Source organism: Streptomyces sp. NPDC029956, from assembly GCF_055574655.1.
Genome location: NZ_JBVHZJ010000030.1, coordinates 21,592 through 43,195 on the forward strand (window position 1 = coordinate 21,592; position 21,604 = coordinate 43,195).

17 protein-coding genes are annotated in these 21,604 nt (G+C 73.1%); 4 read left to right on the forward strand and 13 right to left on the reverse strand.

Annotation, left to right across the window (positions count from 1 at the left end):
* Nucleotides 1-195: 195 nt before the first annotated feature.
* On the reverse strand, nucleotides 196-1,635 hold the full coding sequence (locus tag ACZ4XX_RS23230; protein WP_468509777.1) for an NAD(P)H-quinone dehydrogenase: 1,440 nt from the start codon (nucleotides 1,633-1,635) through the stop codon (nucleotides 196-198).
* A 226-nt stretch (nucleotides 1,636-1,861) separates the two neighbouring features.
* Here ACZ4XX_RS23230 and ACZ4XX_RS23235 point away from each other — a divergent pair, with 226 nt between their 5' ends.
* From ACZ4XX_RS23235 to ACZ4XX_RS23245, 3 genes are all read left to right on the forward strand, one after another.
* The gene (locus tag ACZ4XX_RS23235) at nucleotides 1,862-2,299 is read left to right on the forward strand and encodes a gamma-glutamylcyclotransferase family protein (protein WP_030323932.1); all 438 of its coding nucleotides are present in this window, start codon (nucleotides 1,862-1,864) and stop codon (nucleotides 2,297-2,299) included.
* Nucleotides 2,300-2,509: 210 nt separating this feature from the next.
* Nucleotides 2,510-3,313: a purine-nucleoside phosphorylase gene (locus ACZ4XX_RS23240; RefSeq protein WP_030323930.1), complete on the forward strand. Its 804-nt coding sequence runs from the start codon at nucleotides 2,510-2,512 to the stop codon at nucleotides 3,311-3,313.
* Nucleotides 3,314-3,631: 318 nt separating this feature from the next.
* Nucleotides 3,632-5,284 (forward strand): phospho-sugar mutase, encoded by a 1,653-nt coding sequence (locus ACZ4XX_RS23245; protein WP_468509778.1) that lies wholly within the window; start codon nucleotides 3,632-3,634, stop codon nucleotides 5,282-5,284.
* Nucleotides 5,285-5,500: 216 nt separating this feature from the next.
* On the opposite strand, the gene ACZ4XX_RS23250 is transcribed toward ACZ4XX_RS23245, so the two are convergent.
* The 12 genes from ACZ4XX_RS23250 to ACZ4XX_RS23305 form a co-directional block, all read right to left on the reverse strand.
* Nucleotides 5,501-6,307: a phosphate ABC transporter ATP-binding protein gene (locus ACZ4XX_RS23250; RefSeq protein ID WP_468509842.1), complete on the reverse strand. Its 807-nt coding sequence runs from the start codon at nucleotides 6,305-6,307 to the stop codon at nucleotides 5,501-5,503.
* A gap of 55 nt (nucleotides 6,308-6,362) precedes the next feature.
* On the reverse strand, nucleotides 6,363-7,238 hold the full coding sequence (locus ACZ4XX_RS23255; protein ID WP_468509779.1) for a sortase: 876 nt from the start codon (nucleotides 7,236-7,238) through the stop codon (nucleotides 6,363-6,365).
* Nucleotides 7,235-8,455: a hypothetical protein gene (locus ACZ4XX_RS23260; protein WP_468509780.1), complete on the reverse strand. Its 1,221-nt coding sequence runs from the start codon at nucleotides 8,453-8,455 to the stop codon at nucleotides 7,235-7,237. The genes ACZ4XX_RS23255 and ACZ4XX_RS23260 overlap by 4 nt, the downstream gene beginning before the upstream one ends.
* 113 nt (nucleotides 8,456-8,568) lie before the next feature.
* Nucleotides 8,569-9,543 (reverse strand): substrate-binding domain-containing protein, encoded by a 975-nt coding sequence (locus ACZ4XX_RS23265; RefSeq protein ID WP_468509781.1) that lies wholly within the window; start codon nucleotides 9,541-9,543, stop codon nucleotides 8,569-8,571.
* Between the two features lie 131 nt (nucleotides 9,544-9,674).
* Nucleotides 9,675-12,245 carry a hypothetical protein gene (locus ACZ4XX_RS23270; protein WP_468509782.1) on the reverse strand — a complete coding sequence of 857 codons (2,571 nt, stop codon included), beginning with the start codon at nucleotides 12,243-12,245 and terminating at the stop codon, nucleotides 9,675-9,677.
* A complete protein-coding gene (gene pstS / locus ACZ4XX_RS23275; RefSeq protein ID WP_468509783.1) occupies nucleotides 12,242-14,077 on the reverse strand; it encodes a phosphate ABC transporter substrate-binding protein PstS in 1,836 nt (611 codons plus the stop codon). The genes ACZ4XX_RS23270 and pstS overlap by 4 nt, the downstream gene beginning before the upstream one ends.
* Nucleotides 14,074-15,378 (reverse strand): phosphate ABC transporter permease PstA, encoded by a 1,305-nt coding sequence (pstA, locus tag ACZ4XX_RS23280; protein WP_468509784.1) that lies wholly within the window; start codon nucleotides 15,376-15,378, stop codon nucleotides 14,074-14,076. Before pstA ends, pstS begins: the two co-directional genes overlap by 4 nt.
* Before the next feature lie 32 nt (nucleotides 15,379-15,410).
* Nucleotides 15,411-16,415 carry a phosphate ABC transporter permease subunit PstC gene (gene pstC / locus ACZ4XX_RS23285; RefSeq protein ID WP_468509785.1) on the reverse strand — a complete coding sequence of 335 codons (1,005 nt, stop codon included), beginning with the start codon at nucleotides 16,413-16,415 and terminating at the stop codon, nucleotides 15,411-15,413.
* Between the two features lie 78 nt (nucleotides 16,416-16,493).
* Entirely contained in the window at nucleotides 16,494-16,865 is a 372-nt protein-coding gene (locus ACZ4XX_RS23290; protein ID WP_468509786.1) for a hypothetical protein, read from the reverse strand.
* 304 nt (nucleotides 16,866-17,169) lie between these two features.
* Entirely contained in the window at nucleotides 17,170-17,931 is a 762-nt protein-coding gene (locus ACZ4XX_RS23295; RefSeq protein ID WP_468509787.1) for a PH domain-containing protein, read from the reverse strand.
* A 34-nt stretch (nucleotides 17,932-17,965) separates the two neighbouring features.
* Nucleotides 17,966-18,616 (reverse strand): class F sortase, encoded by a 651-nt coding sequence (locus ACZ4XX_RS23300; protein WP_468509788.1) that lies wholly within the window; start codon nucleotides 18,614-18,616, stop codon nucleotides 17,966-17,968.
* Nucleotides 18,617-18,940: 324 nt separating this feature from the next.
* Entirely contained in the window at nucleotides 18,941-20,368 is a 1,428-nt protein-coding gene (locus ACZ4XX_RS23305) for a hypothetical protein (RefSeq protein WP_468509789.1), read from the reverse strand.
* Between the two features lie 273 nt (nucleotides 20,369-20,641).
* Here ACZ4XX_RS23305 and deoC point away from each other — a divergent pair, with 273 nt between their 5' ends.
* The gene (deoC, locus tag ACZ4XX_RS23310; RefSeq protein ID WP_030318333.1) at nucleotides 20,642-21,601 is read left to right on the forward strand and encodes a deoxyribose-phosphate aldolase; all 960 of its coding nucleotides are present in this window, start codon (nucleotides 20,642-20,644) and stop codon (nucleotides 21,599-21,601) included.
* The last annotated feature ends 3 nt before the right edge of the window (nucleotides 21,602-21,604 follow it).

Here is a 21,604-nt window from a genome sequence, read left to right on the forward strand (position 1 = left end):
ACCGGCCGATAGTTTTCAGCACTATGCGCCGAATTGCAGAAGATGCACACAGACGGGGCCTCCAAGTGATATGGGAGACCCCGTCGTTGATCCCTCGTGCGCCAGGGCTATGCCCCGCCTTGCCGGGGGTTGTCCGAGTCGGTGAACCGTTCCCGCAGGCGGGAGCCGTACGCCGGAGGACCACCCGGAGGGCTGTCAGACCTCGCCCGCGGACTTCCGGGTGTGCAACTGCCGTGCCACTTCTGCGATCGAACCCGACAGGGAGGGGTACACGGTGAAAGCATTTGCGATCTGTTCGACCGTCAGATTGTTGTCGACCGCGATCGAGATCGGATGGATCAGTTCGCTCGCCTTCGGCGCGACGACACAGCCGCCGACCACGATCCCGGTGCCGGGACGGCAGAAGATCTTGACGAAGCCGTCGCGGATGCCCTGCATCTTCGCGCGCGGGTTGCGCAGCAGCGGCAGCTTGACGACCTTGGCGTCGATCTTGCCCGCGTCCACGTCGGCCTGCGTGTAGCCGACGGTGGCGATCTCGGGGTCGGTGAAGACGTTCGACGAGACCGTCTTCAGGTTGAGCGGCGCCACCGCGTCGCCGAGGAAGTGGTACATCGCGATGCGGCCCTGCATCGCGGCCACCGAGGCGAGCGCGAAGACACCGGTCACGTCACCCGCCGCGTACACGCCGGGGGCGGTCGTACGGGAGACCCTGTCGGTCCAGATGTGACCGGAGTCCTTCAGCCTGACCCCCGCCTCCTCCAGACCCATTCCGGCAGAGTTCGGGATCGCGCCGACCGCCATCAGGCAGTGCGTGCCGGAGATGACCCGGCCGTCCGCGAGGGTGACCTCGACCCGGTCGCCGACCCGCTTGGCGGACTCGGCGCGGGAGCGGGCCATGACGTTCATGCCGCGGCGGCGGAACACGTCCTCCAGGACGGCGGCGGCGTCCGGGTCCTCGCCGGGCAGCACGCGGTCGCGGGAGGAGACCAGGGTGACCCGGGAACCGAGCGCCTGGTAGGCACCGGCGAACTCGGCACCCGTCACACCGGAACCGACCACGATGAGCTCCTCGGGGAGCTCCTTGAGGTCGTAGACCTGCGTCCAGTTCAGGATGCGCTCGCCGTCCGGCTTGGCGTCCGGCACCTCGCGCGGGTGGCCGCCGGTCGCGATCAGCACGGCGTCCGCGGTCAGCGTCTCCTCCGTGCCGTCGGCGGCCGTGACGATCACCTGGCGCGAGCCGTCCATCGCCTGCCGGCCGGAGAGCCGGCCGCGGCCGCGCAGCACCCGGGCGCCGGCCCGGGTGACGGAGGCGGTGATGTCGTGCGACTGGGCGAGCGCGAGGCGCTTCACCCGTCGGTTGACCTTGCCGAGGTCCACGCCCACCACACGGGCGGCCTGCTCCACGTGCGGGGTGTCGTCCGCGACGATGATGCCGAGCTCCTCGTACGAGGAGTCGAAGGTGGTCATCACCTCGGCGGTGGCGATCAGGGTCTTGGAGGGGACGCAGTCGGTCAGGACGGACGCGCCGCCGAGGCCGTCGCAGTCGACGACGGTCACCTCCGCGCCGAGTTGGGCGCCCACCAGGGCCGCCTCGTATCCGCCGGGTCCGCCGCCGATGATCACGATCCGGGTCACTGGGATCTACGCCTCGCGCTCTCGTTCTGCCGGGGGGTCCCCCCGCTGGGATGCAGTGCGTACGCCATTGTCCCGCACGCTTCAAGTGCGTACCCCATTCTCCCGCACGCCCGGCGCGGCCTCACGCCGGGGCCTCCGAAGGGGCGCGCGCGCCCCGTGGACGTACCCCGCGGTCCTCACCTCGGAGTTCTCCGGACACCCCGCCCCCTCCCGTACCCTCGGTCCCATGTCGCTCTACGCCGCTTTCGCCGGCAACCTCGACGCGCGGCTGATGAGCCGCCGCGCACCGCACTCCCCGCTGCGCGGCACCGGGTGGCTCAACGGCTGGCGGCTCACCTTCGGCGGCGAGCAGATGGGCTGGGACGGCGCGCTGGCCACCATCGTGGAGGCCCCGCGCTCCCAGGTCTTCGTGGCGCTGTACGACATCGCGCCGATGGACGAGGAGTCGATGGACCGCTGGGAGGGCGTCGGGCTCGACATCTACCGCCGGATGCGGGTCCGGGTGCACACCCTGGACGGCGAGGAGCCGGCCTGGGTGTACGTCCTCAACGCCTACGAGGGCGGGCTGCCGTCGGCGCGGTACCTGGGCGAGGTCGCCGACGCGGCCGAGTCGGCGGGCGCGCCGCACGACTACGTGATGGAGTTGCGCAAGCGTCCCTGCTGAGGCCCGCGTGAAGCCGGCCCGGGGGTGTGGGAACCACCGAGGGACGAAGGTGACTCCTCCCCTGTGCGATTCGTCGGAAACGACAAGACAACGATCGCATGTCCGTCGGCATCGTCATCTACGCGCGTAGGCAATCTCCGGCTACGCTTCTGCGCGTATCAAATCCGTCCGGGGCCAGCCTCGGACCCCCTCCCCGAGGCGAGAGAGTCAGTGAACGCAACTGCCACCCCGTACGAGGCCGCCGAGGCCGCTGCCGCACGTCTTCGCGAGCTGACCGGAGTCGAGAACCACGACGTCGCCCTGGTCATGGGCTCCGGCTGGGCGCCCGCCGTCGACGCCCTCGGTGCCCCCGAGGCCGAGTTCCCGGTGACCGACCTGCCCGGCTTCCCGCCGCCCGCCGTCGAGGGCCACGGCGGAAAGGTGCGCTCGTACAAGATCGGCGAGAAGCGCGCCCTCGTCTTCCTCGGCCGCACCCACTTCTACGAGGGCCGCGGTGTCGCCTCCGTCGCCCACGGCGTCCGCACCGCCGTCGCCGCCGGCTGCAAGACGGTCATCCTGACCAACGGCTGCGGCGGCCTGCGCGAGGGCATGCGCCCCGGCCAGCCGGTCCTCATCAGCGACCACCTCAACCTGACGGCCGCCTCGCCGATCGTCGGCGCGAACTTCGTCGACCTCACCGACCTGTACTCGCCGCGGCTGCGCGCGCTGTGCAAGGAGGTCGACGAGACCCTCGAAGAGGGTGTCTACGTCCAGTTCCCCGGCCCGCACTACGAGACCCCGGCCGAGATCAACATGGTCCGCGTGCTCGGCGGCGACCTGGTCGGCATGTCCACCGTCCTCGAGGCCATCGCCGCGCGCGAGGCGGGTGCGGAGGTCCTCGGCATCTCCCTGGTCACCAACCTGGCGGCGGGGCTCTCGGGCGAGCCGCTGAACCACGAGGAAGTGCTGCAGGCGGGCCGCGACTCGGCGGCGCGGATGGGCGAGCTGCTGACGCGGGTCCTCGACCGGATCTGAGTTCCCTCCGCGCCCCTCGCACCGGGGTGGTCCCGACCGCCGGTCGGCCGGGACCGCTGCGCGGGGCTTCTTCCCCACCCCGCCCCTTCCCGTAACCGGGGCTCCGCCCCGGACCCCGCGCCTCAAACGCCGGCGGGGCTGGATTTTCAGCCCGCCCGGCGTTTGAGGGCACGGCCGCAGGCCTTACGGGGTCCGGGGGCTCGCCCCCGGTTTCGGGAAGGGGCGGGGTGGGGGAAGGCTCCGCGCAGCGGCAGCCCGCAGCCCCGCCCACCCGCACCACCCCCTCCCCGCACCCGCCGACTCCCCGAAAGGCACACCGTGACGCAGGACGATCTCCTCGCCCAGGCCCAGGCATGGCTCGCCGAGGACCCCGACCCGGAGACCCGTGAGGAGCTCGCCGCGCTCCTCGACCGCGGCGCGACCGACGAACTCGCCGCCCGTTTCAGCGGCACCCTCCAGTTCGGCACCGCCGGCCTGCGCGGGGAGATCGGCGCCGGGCCCATGCGGATGAACCGCTCGGTCGTCATCCGCGCCGCCGCCGGCCTCGCCGCGTACCTCAGGGCGAAGGGCCAGGAGGGCGGCCTCGTCGTCATCGGCTACGACGCCCGCTACAAGTCGGCCGACTTCGCGCGCGACACCGCCGCCGTGATGACCGGCGCCGGGCTGCGCGCCGCGCTCCTCCCCCGCCCGCTGCCGACGCCCGTCCTCGCCTACGCCATAAGGCATCTGGGCGCCGTCGCCGGCGTCGAGGTGACCGCGAGCCACAACCCGCCGCGCGACAACGGCTACAAGGTCTACCTGGGCGACGGCTCGCAGATCGTGCCGCCCGCCGACGCGGAGATCGCCGCCGAGATCGACGCGATCCGCTCGCTGCACGACGTGCCCCGCCCGGAGACCGGCTGGGAGACCCTCGGCGACGAGGTCCTGAACGCCTACCTGGAGCGTACGGACGCCGTCCTGACCACCGGGTCCCCCCGCACCGCGCGGACCGTCTACACGGCCATGCACGGCGTCGGCAAGGACGTCCTGACGGCCGCCTTCGCCCGGGCCGGCTTCCCGCCGCCCGCGCTCGTCGCCGCGCAGGCCGAGCCCGACCCGGCGTTCCCGACGGTCGCGTTCCCGAACCCGGAGGAGCCGGGTGCCATGGACCTGGCCTTCGAGGCGGCCCGGGCCGTGGACCCCGACCTGGTCATCGCCAACGACCCGGACGCCGACCGCTGCGCCGTGGCCGTGCCCGACGCGACCGTCGTGGGCGGCTGGCGGATGCTCCGCGGCGACGAGGTCGGCGCGCTGCTCGCCGCGCACCTGGTGCACAAGGGCGTGACAGGCGTGTTCGCCGAGTCGATCGTGTCGTCCTCGCTGCTCGGCCGGATCGCGGAGGCCGCGGGCGTCGGCTACGAGGAGACGCTGACCGGCTTCAAGTGGATCGCCCGCGTCGAGGGCCTGCGGTACGGCTACGAGGAGGCGCTCGGCTACTGCGTCGACCCGGAGGGCGTCCGCGACAAGGACGGCATCACGGCGGCGCTGCTCGTGACCGAGCTGGCGTCGGTGCTCAAGGAGCAGGGCCGGACGCTGACCGATCTGCTCGACGACCTGGCGATCGCGCACGGGCTGCACGCCACGGACCAGCTGTCGGTGCGGGTCGAGGACCTGAGCGTCATCGCGAACGCCATGACGGCGCTGCGTGAGCGGCCGCCGGTCTCGCTCGCCGGTCTGACGGTCGTGTCGGCGGAGGACCTGACCAAGGGCACGGAGTCGCTGCCCCCGACGGACGGGCTGCGCTACCACCTGGAGGGCGACTACAAGGCCCGGGTGATCGTCCGCCCGAGCGGCACGGAGCCCAAGCTCAAGTGCTACCTGGAGGTCGTGGTGCCGGTCGCCGCGGCGGTCGACCTCGCCCCGGCGCGGGCGACGGCCCACGAGGTGCTGGTGGCGATCAAGCGGGACCTGTCGGCCGCGGCCGGGCTCTGATCCGCCGCGAGAGCCGCGTTCGAAGGGCCGGTACGGATTCTCCGTACCGGCCCTTCGGCCGTCCGGGTGAACCCCGTACGGCAGATGACGTCAGCCGGCTCCCGCACGCCGGGGGCGTACGCCCGGGGCCGGCCCGTCCCGGGCGTGCCTCCCGGGCCGGTCCTGCCGGGCGTGTCCTGCCGGGCGTGTCCTCCTGGGCCGGGCCCTCCAGGGGCGTCAGCCGAAGCGGCCGTTCACGTAGTCGGCGGTGCGCGGGTCGGCCGGGGAGCCGAACACCGTCCCGGTGGGTCCCTGCTCGACGATCACGCCGGGGGTGCCCTGCTCGGCGAGGAAGAAGGCGCAGGAGTCGGAGACGCGGGCCGCCTGCTGCATGTTGTGGGTGACGATGACGACGGTGACCTCCGACTTCAGCTCGGCGATGGTCTCCTCGACGCGCCGGGTGGAGGTCGGGTCGAGCGCCGAGCAGGGCTCGTCCATCAGCAGGACGCGGGGGCGTACGGCGAGCGAGCGGGCGATGCACAGGCGCTGCTGCTGGCCGCCGGAGAGCGCCCCGCCGGGCTGCCGCAGCCGGTCCCTGACCTCGTTCCAGAGGCCGGCCCGGGTCAGGCACTCCTCGACGAGATCGTCCTTCGCCTCCCTGCCTGCCCGGATGCCGCCGAGCTTGAGTCCGGCGAGGACGTTCTCGTACAGGGACATGGCTGGGAACGGGTTGGGCTTCTGGAAGACCATGCCGATCTCGCGGCGGGCGTGGGTGATGCGACGGCCCCGGTCGTAGATGTCGGCGCCGTCGAGGAGGACCCGGCCGGCGAGCGAGGCGGTGCCGGTGAGTTCGTGCATCCGGTTGAGGATGCGCAGGAAGGTCGACTTGCCGCAGCCGGAGGGGCCGATGAGGGCGGTGACCTCACGGGCGGGCATGGCGAGCGAGACCCGGTCGAGGACCTTGCGGTCGCCGAACCAGGCGGAGACGGAGTCGGCTTCGAGGGCGGCGGCCCGGGACGGGGCCGTCGTGCCGCCGCCCGGCACGGGCGGCGGGGTGACGGTGTCGACGAGATCGGTCACGGCGTGAACTCCACAGCGGTCAGAGGAGGTTGGGCAGGAGGCGGGTCAGTTCGCCGGAGACGAGGACGCCGAGGGCGATCAGGACCGGGACGGCGGTGACCCAGGTCTGGCGGTTTCCCCAGCGGCGGCGGGCGAGGACGGTGAGCAGGGCGGCGAGCAGCAGTGCCTGGGCGCCGAGGAAGATCCCGGGCCAGGCGTCGGGGTCGCCCGCGAGGGGCTTCTCCGCGGCCGTGATCCAGCCGGGGCGCAGCGGCCGGGGCGGGCTGGGCCAGGCCGCGCCGGTGAGCTCGGCGTCGATGCGGACGACGTCCTCGGGGGTGTACGCGCCGCCGCTCGCGGTCATCAGGGTGAGCCGCCCTCTGCCCTGGCCGAGGGCCGCGGGGTTGGGGTCGCCGGGGTGCCGGACGCCCGTCACCTCGTACACGGCCTTGCCCTGACCGGTGGTCACCTCGACGCGGGCGCCGTCCGGCAGCCGGTGCACGTCGTTGAAGGGGCTGCCGTAGCCCCATCTACGGCCCATGATCACGCTGGTGCCGGCCTGGCCGGGCAGGGCGGTGTCCCGGCGGTGTCCGGGGCCCGACATGAGGACCTCGGAGGTGGTGCCCTCGGCGACGACCTCGCGGAGTCCGAGCGCGGGGATGTGGAGGAGGGCGACGGGAGCGCCCGGCGCGAGGGGCTTCCCCTCGTAGGTCAGCTGCCCCACCGGGGCGGTGCCGAGGGCGAGTTGTTCGCGCAGGTCGTCGTAGGCGGTGGACTGCTCGCGGGCGTGCTGGAGGTGTCCGACGACGGTGAGGTTGGCGGCGAAGCCGATGAGCAGCGCGGCGAGCACGCTCAGCGCCGCCCCGGCCAGGGCGAGCCCGGCGCGGGGGGCGGTGGGTGGCGGTGCGGTGGTCACGGGCGGGCGCCCGCCTTGCGGCGGCGGGTCTGGATCACGGCCGCCGCGCCGAGGAGGCAGAGCGCGAGGGAGCCGAGGGCGGCGGAGGCCGCGGAGGCGCCGGTGGCGGCGAGGCGGCCGCCGGTGCCGCCGTCGGTGTCGGTGCCGCCGGAGCCGCCGCCGGTGCCGCCGCTCGTACCGGTGCCGCCCGTGGTGTCCGCGTCACCGCCGTCGGTCGGCGAGGGCGTGCCGGTCGGGCCCGGGGTGTCGCTCGGCGTCCCGCTGGGCGTGTCGGTGGGTGCGTCCGTCGGCGTGTCGGTCGGTGTGGGCGTGTCGGTGGCGGTGGGGTCGACGGTCGGGGTGGGGGTGCCGGTGCCCGTCGGCGTCGGAGTGGTGCCGGTCGGGGTGGGGGTGGTGTCCGGGCCGGCGACGAACGTGGCGAGAACCGAGGAGGCGGTGTACGCGGCGGGGTCGGCGGGCGTGTACTGCGCCAGGACCGGGAAGTTGGAGTTGACCGTCCCGTGCATGGTGGGGGTGACCTCCGCCTTGCCGCCGACGAGTTCCTTCGTCCCGAGTTCGAGCGGCTCACCGTTCTCGTCGAGCGTGATGAACGTGACCGTCCCCGCCGCGGTCGCCGGCTGGACGTCCGCCCTGACCGGGAAGGGGCGCCCGGCGGGCGGGGTGTCGCTGTCGGAGGAGAGCGTCACGTTGGTCGCCTGCACGCTGGTGACGGCCCAGTTCTCGCCGGTGACCTCGATCAGCTGGGAGAAGTACTCGGCGCGCGCCTCGGCGTCCGCCGTCTCGCAGAAGAGCCGCAGCTCGTACAGGCCGTCGAGGGGCCCGGAGGGCACGATCTCGCGCAGCCGGTCCTGGAGGGAGGCGAACCCCGCGCCGGATCCGCCGAGCGGGCCGGATATCGGGGTGGTGCCGAGCGGGCCGCCGGGCACGACCTCGGCGATCGGCGCGCTGAGGGTCGGGTCACCGGGGTTGACGAGGGCCAGGACGCCCTTGACGTAGGGCTTGTCCTGGGCGGCGGGGGCCGGGCAGGCCGCGGTGGCGGCCACGGCGGTCGGGCCGGCCGCGACGGTGCCGGAGGCCGGCGTCAGGGTGAGGGTGCCGTGCCGCGTGACGGCGGCGGCCGGCGTGGACAGGGCCAGGACGATCGCCAGGGTGCCGCAGAGGAGGGCGAGTGCCGTGAGCAGGGCCACGGGCGATCTGAGGTGTGCGGTCGGGTTCATGGGGTGCGGTTCCTCCGGGGCGGTGGACGGTGGTCGACGGTGCGCTTCGGGTACGCCGGGGGGCCGGGCACCCGAAGGTGCCCGGCCGGTGTGCGGTCAGGGAGCAGTGGTGATCAGCGCTCGCCCTTGACGGTCGTGGCGCCGCAGGCGGTGCCGAGGGAGCCGAAGCCGTAGTTGGTGACGGTCGTGGTGGCGGCGCAGACCTTGGAGGTCGAGCCGACGAAGGTGGAGGCGATCGCGGCGTTGGTCAGCTTCGCCGTGGGGACGACGTTGTAGACGTCACGGAGGAAGGGGAAGGACAGGTTCAGCGTCTTGTCGGCGTTGCGCGGGGCGACGGTGCCGACGGAGCCGAGGACGGCCGCGCCGCGGCGGTCGGTGACGACCGCCTTCTCCTGGGCCGTGTAGGAGGCGACGGAGTACGGGGCGACGTCACCGGCGCTGTCGAGGACGGTGCCGTCGTTCTCCTGGACACCCTGCTGGACGCAGGCGCCCGGGGTGGTCACGCCGATGGAGGAGAGGAAGAACTGACGCGTGCCGGAGTTGCTCTGCGGCAGGATCGGGGTGAGCGCCACGCCGTTGAGGGACGTGAGGTTGCACTCGTAGATGTTCTTCAGCTGCGTCGCCGTCAGGTCGGAGGGCAGCGCGCTGTCGGAGCGCTTCGCCCAGGACACCGCGTCCTTGGCGAAGGGGATCCAGGTCAGGTCCGTGGTGCTGGTGTCGGCCGGGCCTCGCGAGGAGCGGGCGAAGTCGAGGCAACCGGAGTTGGTGTCCACGGCGTTGCGCAGGGCGTCGATGCCGGCCGAGGAACCGTTCGGGCGGTTGATCACACAGCCGGTCGCCTTGGTCTTGACGGTGGCGGAGCCGGTGGCGTCCCAGGACGCGATGATCTTCTGGCCGAGGGCGTTGACGACGACGTTGCCCAGGCCGTTCAGGACGTCCTGGGTCGTGTCCGAGCCGGTGCCGGCGAGGGTGCGGTACTGGGTGACCGGGTTGGGGTCGGCCTGCGCGGCGGGGGCGAGGGCGACACCGAGGCCGAGGGCGGCCACACCGAGGGCGGCACCGATACGAGCGCGGGACTTGACGTTCACTTCTGATCTCCTCCGTGGAAACGGATGTCATGGAATGGACGCACAAGCAGAATCCGGATTCTTCAACAAGCCGGTCCGTCGACCGGCCGGGAACAACAATTCCGTACGGGCGGCCGGGGCAGCCACCACGTTCAGTCGCTCTTCAGGTGACGAATTCCTGTCCTAGGTGAATCCGAGGGAATTCGGCGGCGGCCGGCGGCGGCCAGGACCGCGGGGCCCGCGACCCCGGCGACACCGCCGACGACCAGGACCGAGAGAAGGACCCAGCGGATGACGCCGAGCATCTGCGACGGGGTGCTTCCGGTGTCGGCGAGCCGCTCGCCCGGGGCGCCGCCGGAGCCGTTCCGGCTCCCGCCGGTGGCCGGCGGCGGGGCCGCGGAGGACGGTGTCCCGGAGGACCCGCCGGTGTCCGTACCGCCGCTCGCGGAGCCGCCGCCCGCGCCGGCGCCCGAACCGCCGGAGGTGCCGGGGCCTGCGGCTCCGGCGGAACCGCTCGTTCCCTGACCGCCGCCGGAGTCCGGGCCTCCGCTCGCACCGCCGGCACCGCCGGTCGAACCGCCGGTCGCGCCGCCCGTCGTGGAGCCGGGTCCGGTCGGCGCCCCGCGCTCCAGGCGGTCGGCCGCGGCGGCGGCCCGGGCCTTCAGCTTCGCGGGCATCGGCGCGTAGCCGAGGGGCAGCTCACCGGGGGCGGTGCCCTGCTTCTGACCTGGTCCGGCGGCGTACCGCAGCACGCGTGCGTAGTCCTTGCGGGCGTCCGCCGGGAGGCCGGTGGAGGCGGCGGCGTACGTCACCACCGTCAGCGGGTAGGCGCCGTTCCTGGCCCGGGCCGGGTCGGGCGTGAGGACCCCCGGCACGGACGAGTCCGCGAACTGGTCGACCGCCTTGAGCATGGCGGAGGTGGTGGGGTGGACGTAGGTGCCGTCGGCGTTCGGCAGGGCCGCGATCTGGAGCTGGTAGCGGGCCGCCGAGGCCGCGTCGGTGATGCCGTAGGCGCGGCGGGAGCCCGGGGGGACCTCGCCGCTCGTGAGCTTCAGCCCGCCGGTCGCCGTGTCGGGCGCCGAGCGGTCCTTGGCGCCGTTGGTGCCCCGCCGGACCGCGCGTGCGGCATCGTGCATGTCGATGGCGTACGGGGAGCGGTCGACCATGCTGTACCCGACGCTCAGCTCCCCCTCGGTCAGCTTCGTCTCCGTGGGGTCCGCCTTCGGGAACTCGTAGGAGCCGTCCGAGGCGAGACCGAGATCCTTGAAATAGCGGTTGATTCTCATTCCCCAGGGATCCGCTCCTCCTTCGAGGAAGGCCCGCGCCTCACGATCCGCACGAAGATAGTTCCAGACGATCCGCGTGCTGTCCGAGCGGTCCGCGGCGAGCAGAATTCCGCCCGGGTAGTTCATCACCGCCTGCTGGAACTCCTTGAATTTCGGATTCAGCTCCAGGAATTCCGGGTCCCGGAGGATCGATTCCGGATTGCCCTTCAGATGGTCGGGAACGGGCGCCTTGTCGCTGAGGAGCCGTACGTCGTACGGGTACGAGCCGGTCAGCACCTTCGCCAGGAGCCGGGGGTTCAGCCTCAGGTCCTTGACGAGCCCGATCCTGTCCGCCTCCCAGTAGAGGCCCACGGTGAGCCCGTTGACGGCGACGGGTGCGTGCACGAAGCCGGCCTTCTCCCCGCCCTCCACGGGTTCGACGGTGAAGGCGAGGCCGGGCGAGGTGGAGGTGGGGTTCAGCAGGTTGCCCCGGGCCAGCTCCTCACCGCGCTGGGTGAAGGTGAAGCGGGTGCTGCCGTCGGCGCAGAGCGCCGACTGCCAGGAGGTCAGCGCGTCCGTGACGAGTTCGGATCCGGTCATGCGGCGCTCGGCCTTGTCGGTGGGGCAGGGCTCACGGACCGGGAGGAAGTCGAGCGGGAAGACGAGGCGCTGGTTCCAGTTGGTGGTGGAGAACGCGGAGGTGACGGGACGCCCGCTGCTGCCCGTGGTCCCGTCCGGGTCGTGGGAGCCGCGGGGCACGACGACGAGCCAGCAGCCTCGGCCCCGCACCTTCGCGCCCGTCCCGACCGGGTCGCCGCAGCCCAGGTGAGGGGCTTCACGGGTGGACTGGAGGTTGAAGCCCACCTCCCCCGTGCCGTCGGGCTGTGTGGTGGCGAAGAACTCCTCGTTGCTGTCGCCGGGGCTGAAGTAGGTCCAGTCGGTGGGCTTGGTCGTGGCCGGGCCGGAGACCGGGGTGAAGGGAACGAACGGATCGGTCATCTGCCCCGGGTACTCCGGGCTGGGGATCTGCTCGCCGTACTGCTTCTCCAGGGGGTCGGAGCCGACCGGGAGGAGACGGCTGCCGATGAAGGCGCCGAAGTCGGAGCCCCTGGCGCCGGCGCCGAGCTGGCACTGCTCACGCCTCGGACCCGCCGGGTCGTCGCCCCAGCACTGCATGATCTGCAGGTAGTCGGCGTTCCGGCCCTGCGTCGGCCTCCCTCCCTTCCACGTCACCCGCAGCCCCTGCGAGCGCAGGTTCCTCGTCTGGTGGACCGTCACTTCGAGCGCCGAGAAGTCGTCGTACGGCCCCTTGGCCGCCCGTTTCGTCACCGCCGAGTTCTGCGACGCCGGGCCGGTCGCCGCCGCGGCGGGCGTGTCCCGCGGCAGTGGAACGAGGGCGAGCACGACGGCGACGAGGAGCGACCCGAGTCCGGCCCTCCGGGTGGGCGTCGGCCTCACTGTCCGCCTCCCTGGCGTCCGGCCCGGGCCGCGAGCACGCGGCCGACGAGCGGCGGGGCGATGACGGTGGCGAGGAGCAGGAAGGCGGAGAGGGCCATGAGGACGCCCCGCAGGGCGCCGCCCGTGTCGGCGGCGAGGGTGACCGGGGTGCCGACGATCTGGTTGCCGCCGGAGTCCTGGCCGCCGCCGGTGCCACCGCCCGTACCGCCGCCGTCGCCGATGACCTCTCCGGTGTCGGGGTCCACGGCTCCGCCGCTCGTGGCCCCGCCGGTGGCGGAGCCGCCGCCGGAGCCCGTGCTCCCGCCCGTGCCGCCGTTCGCGGAACCACTGTCGCCCGTGGCGGAGGCGGTGCCGGATCCGGTGGCCCCACCCGTACCGCCGCCCGAACCGCCGGTGGACCCGGATCCGCCGGAGCCGGTGCCGGTCGTGCCGCCGGAGCCGCCCGCGCCCGGACCGTTCCCGCCGCCGGTCGAGCCGCCCGTCGCGGACCCGCCGCCGGTCGAACCACCGTTGTTCACCTGCGTGTTCGTACCCTTCGCGCCACCCGTTCCGTCACCGCACTGCGTCGGACCGCGCTTGTCGCAGGCCTTCGGCCGCGGCGCGTTCCTGGCGAGGGTGTTGGTTCCGTCGGCCGAGAAGGTGGGGTTGCGGCAGTCGGACAGGTCCACCGCCCCGGTCGGCGCGCCGGGGATCCGGCGGACCTGCTCGAAGCCGGCCTGTACGAGGTTCCTCGGGAGCGGCGAGTAGCCGAGCTCCTCGGCCTGCTGCTGGCCCTCGCAGAGGAAGTAGCGGGCGAAGGTGCCGAGCGAGCGGCCCTTCTCGGCGGTGTGCGGGGCGGTCTCGGAGGTGGGGACGACCATGTAGCTGTAGCTGGAGAGCGGGTAGCTGCGCTCGTCGCGGGAGCGGTAGACGTCGTCGAGGATCTGCGTCAGGTAGTTCGTCGAGTTCCGGTCGGCGTCGATCCGGGCCTTGAGCAGGGCGACGGCGACGGCCTGGGCGGTCGGCTCGACGTAGTAGCCGGAGGCGTTGAGCACCTTGACGACCGGGAAGTGCGCGTTGATCGCGTACGAGTACTCGACGTAGGTGATGGCGCCCTCGCCCTGCGGCTGGCGGACGTGCGCGGAGACGCCGAGCGAGCCGGACTTGGCGACGGTGGTGGTACCGGGCACGACCGGGAAGTACGAGGTCATGCCGCAGGGCGTGGAGCGGCCGGCGCGACGGCAGTAGTCGTCCCAGACGGAGCCGTTCTCCTTGGCGAGCCAGGTGGTGAACTGGGCCGTCGTGCCCGAGCCGTCGGAGCGCACGACGGGCACGATGCGGCGGGCGGGGAGGTTCAGGCCGGGGTTGTCGGCCTTGATCTCCGGCGCGTTCCACATGGTCAGCCGACCGGTGAAGACCTTCGCGAGGACGGGTCCGGAGAGGCGCAGGTTGGTGACCTGGCGGCCGCCGATCCGCAGGTTGTACATGAAGGCGGTGCCGCCGGCGACGATCGGCATGTACGCGTAGCCCCGGCGCGGCGGTACGTCGGTGGCGCCCCCGTCGTTGAGGCCGTACGGGATCTCGGAGACGGCGAAGTCGACGGTGCCGTTCTTGAACTGCTCGCGGCCCTGCGAGGAGCCGTTGGCGTTGAAGTTGACCGTGAGGCCGACGTTGGCGCCGATGTTGCGGCGCCACTGCTCGACGGCGTTGGAGCTCCAGGTGGAGCCGGAGCCGGTGATCTTGGTGTATCCGGCGGCCTGCGCGGCGGGCGGGCGGGCGAGCAGGGCGAGCAGCGCGCACAGGGCTGCGGCGAGCCCCAGGGCGGTGCGGGTGAGCGGGGCGGCGGATCTCACGGCGTACTCCTCGGAGGTACGGATCGGTCGGCGGGCGCGGCGGCGGCCCCGGGGGCGGAAGCGGCCCCGGGGGCGGAAGCGGCCCCGGAGGCCGGGGTCGTCCTGGAGGCCGGCGCGGTCCCTGAGGTGACGGAGGCCCACCGGGCCGCGTCCTGCCGTGACGCGCGGGCCCTGCGCCGCTCCTGGCGCTTCGTCAGCTGCCCCGGTCCGCGCCCGCCCGCGATCCGCGCGAGGACGAAGAGGAGCAGGACGAGCAGCATGAGGACGGCGGCGGTGCCGAAACCGCGGGCGATCATGTTCGGTTCGGGCGACTTGACGAGCTCGAAGGTGGCGAGCGGCAGGGAGACCTGCGCGCCTGAGGTCGGCAGGGCGTTCAGCTCGGCGGTGAACCCGGCCGTCAGCAGCACGGGCGAGGTCTCCCCCACCCCGCGCGCGGTGCCGAGGATCACGGCCGTGGTCAGCCCCGAGCGGGCGGTCGGCAGGACGACGTGCCAGACCGTGCGCCAGCGGGAGGACCCCATGGCGTACGAGGCCTCCCGCAGCGTGCCCGGGACGAGTCGGATGACGACGTCGGAGGCTCGGATGATGATCGGGAGCATCATCACGGCGAGGGCGAGCGAGGCGGCGAGGCCGGAACGCTCGGTGCCCAGGGCCAGGATGACGGTCGCGTAGACGAAGAGTCCCGCGACGATCGAGGGCAGCGCCGTCATGGCCTCGACGATCGTGCGGACCAGGCGCGCGAAGGGGCCGGGCACCTCGGTGAGGAAGACGGCGCAGACGATGCCGGTGGGCACGGTGATCGCGAGCGCGATGCCGACCTGTTCGAGGGTGCCGACGACGGCGTGCAGGATGCCGCCGACGTCGAGCGGTTCGAGGGGTCCCGCCAGGCTCATGTCCTCGGTGAAGAAGTTGAGGTGGACGAGGGCCGTGCGGCCCTCCCAGAGGGTGAAGGCGACGACGAAGACGAGGACGGCGAGGAGCAGCAGGCCGAGGCTGCGGACGACGACTCCGGCGATCCGGTCCCGTACGGCGGGCCCGTCCTCGTCGAAGGAGACGAGGAGCGCGTACAGCCCGAGGAAGAGGAGGTACGCGACGATCACGAAGCCGACGGCGCCGCTGAAGGGCAGCAGGCGGGCGAAGAGGAGCCAGGTGAGGGCGAGCGAGGCGGCCGCGGCGCCGAGCAGCGCGTACACGTCGGAGGCGCGCGTGGTGCCGGTGGTGCGGCGGCGTTCGGGGCCGGGAGGCGGCGGGGCCTTCTCGGTGGGCGGTCGCAGCCTCGGCCGCTCCGGGGCGATGGTCATCGGGTTCGGGTCCCCCTTGAGGAGCACACGGGCTAGGCGTCGCTGGTGGCGCCGGAGCGACTGCGCGCGACGATGGACGAAGCGGCGAAGTTGACGATCAGGGTCATGACGAAGAGGGCGAAGCCGGCCGCCATCAGGGCGGACATGCCGAAGGGAGTGGCCTCGCCGTAGCGCAGGGCGATGAGGGAGGACACCGAGCTGGTGCCGGTCTGCAGGACGTGCCACTGGAGGGTGAAGACCTGCGAGATGACCATGTAGACGGCGATGGTCTCGCCGAGGGCGCGGCCGAGGCCGAGCATGGTGCCGCCGATCATGCCGCCCTTGCCGAAGGGCAGGACGACGCTGCGGATCATGCCCCAGCGGGTGGCACCGAGCGCGTACGCGCCCTCGCGTTCGCCCGCGGGGGCCTGGGAGAACACCTCGCGCATGATCGAGCAGATGATCGGCGCGACCATCATCGCGACGACGAGACCGGCGACGAAGGTCGACGAGGTGTAGACGGTCGGCGGGGCCAGCGGGTCGTCGGGGTCGGCGCCGTCGACGCGCAGGAAAGGGATCCAGCCGAAGTACGTGGCGATCCAGCGGGCGATCGGGAGGATCGACTCCTCCAGCCAGAAGACCCCCCACAGGCCGTAGACGACGGAGGGAACGGCGGCCATCAGGTCGACCGTGGAGATCAGGGTGCGGCGCAGCCGGGGCGCCGCGTACTCGGAGATGTAGAGCGCGGCTCCGGTGGCCAGCGGCACGGCCACGACGATCGCGACGAGGGCGATCAGGACGGTGCCGAGGAGGACGGCCGCGATGCCGAACCGTCCGGCGTCGGGCTCCCAGTTCTCGGTGGTGAGGAAGGAGGGCCCGGCGCGGTCGAGGGCCTGCCAGGCGCGGAGGAGCAGGAAGCCGCCGACGAGGAGCATGACCGCGAGGACGAAGCCGCCGCCGGTGCGGGCGACGGCGCGGAAGACCCGGTCGGGAAGGCCGGGGTCGGCGTGGAGCCGACGCGGCGTGTCGGGCGGCGGGTCAAGGGTCTCGGTCGTCACGGGAAGGACGTAAGTCCCGCCCGGTGGACATGTGTTCCCCTCGATGTGAACGAGGGGCGTGCGCGGGGCAACTTCCGTTCACCGTAAGACAGTCGAGGCCCATCTGGGCCCCTCGGACGCGATCAGCGCACGGAACCGCGCATAGGCGGTGCGACAGGTGGAATGACGCTCGTAGGAGCGTCCCGAGAGGGCGGCGGTACGCCCCTCGGCATCGCGCAGCACCCACACCCAGCCGTTGCCGCCGGCGGTGTGCTGCACGCCGCCGGCGAGGTCCGCGTGCCCGGCGCAGAGGGCCGTGAACGCCTCCCGGCACCGGACGTGGTCGTCGTAGCAGACCCCCGAACGCGCGACGACCCTCCCGTTCTGCGCGACGAGTCGCCATCCGTAGCGTCCGTCGGCCCCCATGTCGACCAGACAACGCGTCCCGGACACACCGGTGTCCTTGGTCATCGCCCCCACCCCCACAGTCTCGGCAAGCGCAATCTATTGAGACCGGGGTGACTGCCGGGTGCTAAACCAATGGCCGGGTCGCACGCTTCACCGGGAGGTTGCCCCTAGGACACCGGCGGCGCGCACGACCCATGGGGAACAGGACGGTCCGACCGGATCAGCGCCCCGCGGCGGCTGCGGACGTGGCGATTCCGCGAAGGTCGGGCCGCCGGGTTCCGCGAAGGGGCCGGGCGGCCCGTCGGGTTCCGCATCGCTCGGGCCACCGGGTTCCGCGAAATGGCGGCCCGTCGGGTTCCGCGAAGGGTCAGCCCGTCGCGAGAAGGATCACGAGGAGCAGCAGCCCGGCCGCCGCGGGGCCGACGATCTCGTACGCCCAGCGCACCCGCGCCTCGCCCCGCGCGCCCGGGGCGCCGGCGCGGCGCTCGGCTAGCTCGCGCAGATCGGCGACGGTCTGGTCGGTGGGCGCGGTGCGCGACGCGCTGTCCCGGACGTCGGCGCTGACCGACGTGCGGCCGTGCGGGTCGTCCTGGGAGGCACGGGAGGCGCGACGGGCCGCCTTCTTGCGCTGTCGCAGCGAGACGGGGATGGCCCAGAGCTGGTACTTGGCGCCGTCCTGGGTAAAGACCTCGCTGGAGTAGCCGGCGCGGATGTCGGCGACCGCGGCCCAGGGCAGCGTGATCGACCGGAACGGGTTGCGGATCCGGAGCCGGTCGTCGTTGGCGTACACGGCGGGCCGGATCGTGAAGGCGACGATCAGCGGCACGGCGAGGAGGAGGCCCGCGAGCGCGAGCCAGGGCGACCGGCCCTCGCCGCGGAACAGCACGTCACCGGCGAACAGGGCCGCGAGGATCAGCAGGAACACCCCGCTCGCGATCCCGAGCGGCGACCGGAAGACGCGGTCGGGGGACTCCTGACCCGAGGACTGCTGCCCTGCGGACGGCTGCCCGGCGGGCTTCTTCCCCGCGGGCCTCTTCCCGGCAGGCTTCTTACCGGCGGCCGGCTGCTCGGGGGTCGACTCGCGGCTCGGCTCGTGGCTGGGCTCGGGGGTCGGCTCGGGGGTCGTCATGGGGCCGATTGTGCCTCAGTGGGCCGGTGGGGGCTCAGGCGGCCCGCGTGGCCACGAGATCCGCGTACAGAATGATGTTGTCGGGGCGGTGGCCGTCGACCAGCTCGCCGCCGCAGGTGACCAGGCGCAGCTCGGGGCGGTCGGTGTCGCCGTACACCTTGGCCGTCGGGAAGGCGTCCTTGTCGACCTGTTCCAGCTCCCTGACGCGAAAGACCGCGGTGGTGCCGTCGGCCCGCGTCACGGTGATCTCGTCGCCGACCGCGACCTCGGAGACGTTCTTCAGCACGGCGGGGCCGCGGGCGGTGTCGAAGTGCCCGATGAGGACGGCGGGGCCGGTCTGCCCGGGCGTGACGCCCTTGCCGTACCAGCCGATCCGGTCGGCGTCCGCGACCGAGGGCACCTCGACGGTGCCGTCGGCGGTGAGCCCGAGTTCCAGGACGGGCCCGGTGGGGCCGGTGTCGACCCCGGCGGCGGGGACCCGGACGCGCACGGGCAGGGAGCGGGCGAGCGGGCGGACGGAGGCGGAGCCCGCGGTCGGCGCGGGGGCGGCGGTGGCCTCGGAGATCCGCGCGGGCGGGGTGACGGCCTGCGGCCCGTCCCCGGCCGAGCAGCCGGTGAGCGCGGCGAGGACGGCGCACAGGAGGACGGGGACGGCGATACGGGCGGGGTGGCGGCGGCGGTTCACGGGCGGGCTCCGGGCAGACGGCGGGCGGGAGGCCGGGGGCGGCGGACGGGAAGCGGGGCTGGGGCGGCGGCGGGAAGCGGGGCTGGGGCGGCGGCGGGAAGCGGGGCTGGGGCGGCGGACGGGGTCCGGCCGGGCGCCGCGTGGGACGCGGCGACCGGCCGGGGGTGGGGTGTCGCTCCCGCTCGGGTCAAGGGGCAGGGAGTCTTGTGGTGCGAGGCGCGGTGGCGCCCGGACAGGGCGCGCGAGGCCTGTGGCGCCGGACAGGGCGCGCGAGGCCTGTGGCGCCCGGATGTGGTTGGTTCAGGCCTCGCGCGGGGTACGGCCTCAGCCGCGGGCGGCGGCGGACCGGCGGCGCAGGACCAGGAAGCCCAGGCCCGCGGCGGCGAGCGAGGCCCCGGCACCGGCCGCGAGCAGGGCGGTGCTGTCGTCCTCGGTGCCGAGCTCGGCACCGGCGGCGACCGCGCCCTTCGGGATGACGGAGGTCTGGCCGGCGTGGGTGGTGATGCCGGTGCCCGTGCCGGTGGCCGCGGCGCCCTTCGACGCACCGACCGGGGCCGTCTCGAACGTGCAGCCCTTCGGCAGCTTCGGGAAGGCGTGGGTGGCGCCCTTGGCGCCCTGACCGCCCTCGACCTGGGTGTGGAGCGACGGCGTGGCGCTCTTCGGGTCGATGATCCGGCCGACGATGCCGACGCTCTTCGGCAGCGAGGGGTGCGCCCGGTCGACCACCGCGAAGACCTGGTCCCGGCCGTTGTCGTCGGCGGTGCTGAACTCGGCCAGCGGACCCTGCCGGGTCATGAACAGCTCGGCCTTGGTGCCCGCGCCGATGGAGACGGTCCGGCTTGCGGTGCACGCGCCGAGGACGACGACGCTCCCGGTGGAGGGCTTGGCCCGCGTGCCGCCCGTGGCGACCGGCTGCGGGGCGCCCTGCTTCGCCGAACCGGGGATGTACGCGGCGAACCGGCCGTCCCGCTCCAGGACGACGACGGCCCTGCCGAAGGTCCACACGGAGCGGACGCCGGCCACGTAGGTGTAGCCGCGGCCCTTGCCGTTCTCGATCAGCTGGAGGCCGAAGCGGCCGTCCTTCCTGCCGAGCTGGAGGACGGTGCCGTCGGCGAGCCGGTAGGCGCCGGCCTCGGGGCCCGCGATGTTGCCGGCCCAGTTGTGGGTGGTGCCGTTCGGGTCGAGGACGAAGAACTCGCCGTTGTCCTGGCCGGCGACGGAGCGGGTGACCGCCTCCAGGACCCCGACCGGGTGGCCCTCGCGGAACAGCTCGGCGCGGTGGTTCTGCTCGTCGACCTTGTAGATCTTGGCGACGGTGCCCGTCACGAGGGTCTCGGTACGGACGAGGGTGCCCTTCGCGGAAGCAGCGGAAGCGGCGGGAGCGGTGGTCCCGGCCTTCGGGGTCTTCGCCGCGTTCCCGGCCTTCTCGGCGCCTCCGGCCTTCCCGCCCTTCCCGGCCTTCTCAGCGCCTCCGGCCTTCCCGCCCTTCCCGGCCTTCTCAGCGCCTCCGGCCTTCCCGCCCTTCCCGGCCTTCCCCGTGTCCGGGGTGTCCGTGCCGGCCTCGGCCGGAACCTCGTCGGACGGCTTGACGTCGGCGGACCTCGCGCCGGACGACGCCGGCGAGGTGGCCGCCGGGGCGGCGGTGGCCGGTCCGGCGGCGGCGAAGGCGGCCCCGGCGGTGAGCGCCGGGGCAGTGATCGCGACGCCCGCGACGAGGGCGGTGGTGATCGCGGTGCGAAGGGCGGTGCGCATAACGACTCCTGGAGATCAGGCAGGTGGACGAGTGAGTCGCATGCCGCTTTTTCTCAGTCCGTTCGGGGTTCGGCGAGGTCTGGCCGGCTGCTGATGAAAATCTATTGATCTTGTATTCAGGACTTGTCCACTCCCTGTCACGGGCCTGTGACAGGGCTCACCCGCCCTCCCGGCGCACGCCACCACGCCGACCGCCCGGCTGTGACCTCGGGCTCTGCGAAGCCCGTCCCCTGTACAGGTCGCTACGCGCGTAGATATGCTCGACTGGTGACCATGCCCACCACTGCATCCGCAGCATCCGCATTCGCCGACGTGACCGCGTCCGACGGTGCGCTGCGCCGCTTCCTCCACGGGCTGCCCGGCGTCGACGCCGTCGGCCTGGAGGCGCGCGCCGCGTCCCTCGGCACCCGCTCGATCAAGACCACGTCCAAGGCGTACGCCATCGACCTGGCCATTTCCATGATCGACCTGACGACGCTCGAAGGCGCGGACACCCCGGGCAAGGTCCGGGCGCTCGCCGCCAAGGCCGTCCGTCCCGATCCGACCGACCGCACGACCCCGACGACCGCCGCCGTCTGTGTCTATCCGGACATGGTGGCCACCGCCAAGGCCGCCCTCGCGGGCTCCGGCGTCAAGGTCGCCTCGGTCGCCACCGCCTTCCCGGCCGGCCGCGCGGCCCTCCCCGTGAAGCTCGCCGACACGGCGGACGCCATCGCCGCGGGCGCCGACGAGATCGACATGGTCATCGACCGTGGCGCCTTCCTCGCCGGCCACTACCTCCAGGTCTTCGAGCAGATCGCCGCGATCAAGGCGGAGTGCGGCGACCGCGCCCGCCTCAAGGTGATCTTCGAGACCGGCGAGCTGTCCACGTACGACAACATCCGCCGCGCCTCCTGGCTCGGCATGATGGCCGGCGCGGACTTCATCAAGACCTCGACCGGCAAGGTCGCGGTCAACGCCACCCCGGCCAACACCCTGCTCATGCTGGAGGCCGTGCGCGACTTCCGCGCCCAGACCGGCGTGCAGATCGGCGTGAAGCCGGCCGGCGGCATCCGCAACACCAAGGAAGCCATCAAGTTCCTGGTCCTCGTCAACGAGACCGTGGGCGAGGACTGGCTGGACAACCACTGGTTCCGCTTCGGCGCTTCCAGCCTGCTCAACGACCTGCTGATGCAGCGCCAGAAGCTGGCGACCGGCCGTTACTCCGGCCCCGATTACGTGACGGTGGACTGATCA

Excerpts from the sequence above, each read along its gene's own strand:
- ACZ4XX_RS23235 (WP_030323932.1), top strand. The coding sequence starts at position 1,862 with ATGTCGCTCTACGCCGCTTTCGCCGGCAACCTCGACGCGCGGCTGATG.
- ACZ4XX_RS23260 (WP_468509780.1), bottom strand. The coding sequence starts at position 8,455 with ATGAACCCGACCGCACACCTCAGATCGCCCGTGGCCCTGCTCACGGCA.
- pstA (WP_468509784.1), bottom strand. The coding sequence starts at position 15,378 with ATGACCATCGCCCCGGAGCGGCCGAGGCTGCGACCGCCCACCGAGAAG.
- ACZ4XX_RS23290 (WP_468509786.1), bottom strand. The coding sequence starts at position 16,865 with ATGACCAAGGACACCGGTGTGTCCGGGACGCGTTGTCTGGTCGACATG.
- ACZ4XX_RS23295 (WP_468509787.1), bottom strand. The coding sequence starts at position 17,931 with ATGACGACCCCCGAGCCGACCCCCGAGCCCAGCCACGAGCCGAGCCGC.
- ACZ4XX_RS23305 (WP_468509789.1), bottom strand. The coding sequence starts at position 20,368 with ATGCGCACCGCCCTTCGCACCGCGATCACCACCGCCCTCGTCGCGGGC.
- deoC (WP_030318333.1), top strand. The coding sequence starts at position 20,642 with ATGCCCACCACTGCATCCGCAGCATCCGCATTCGCCGACGTGACCGCG.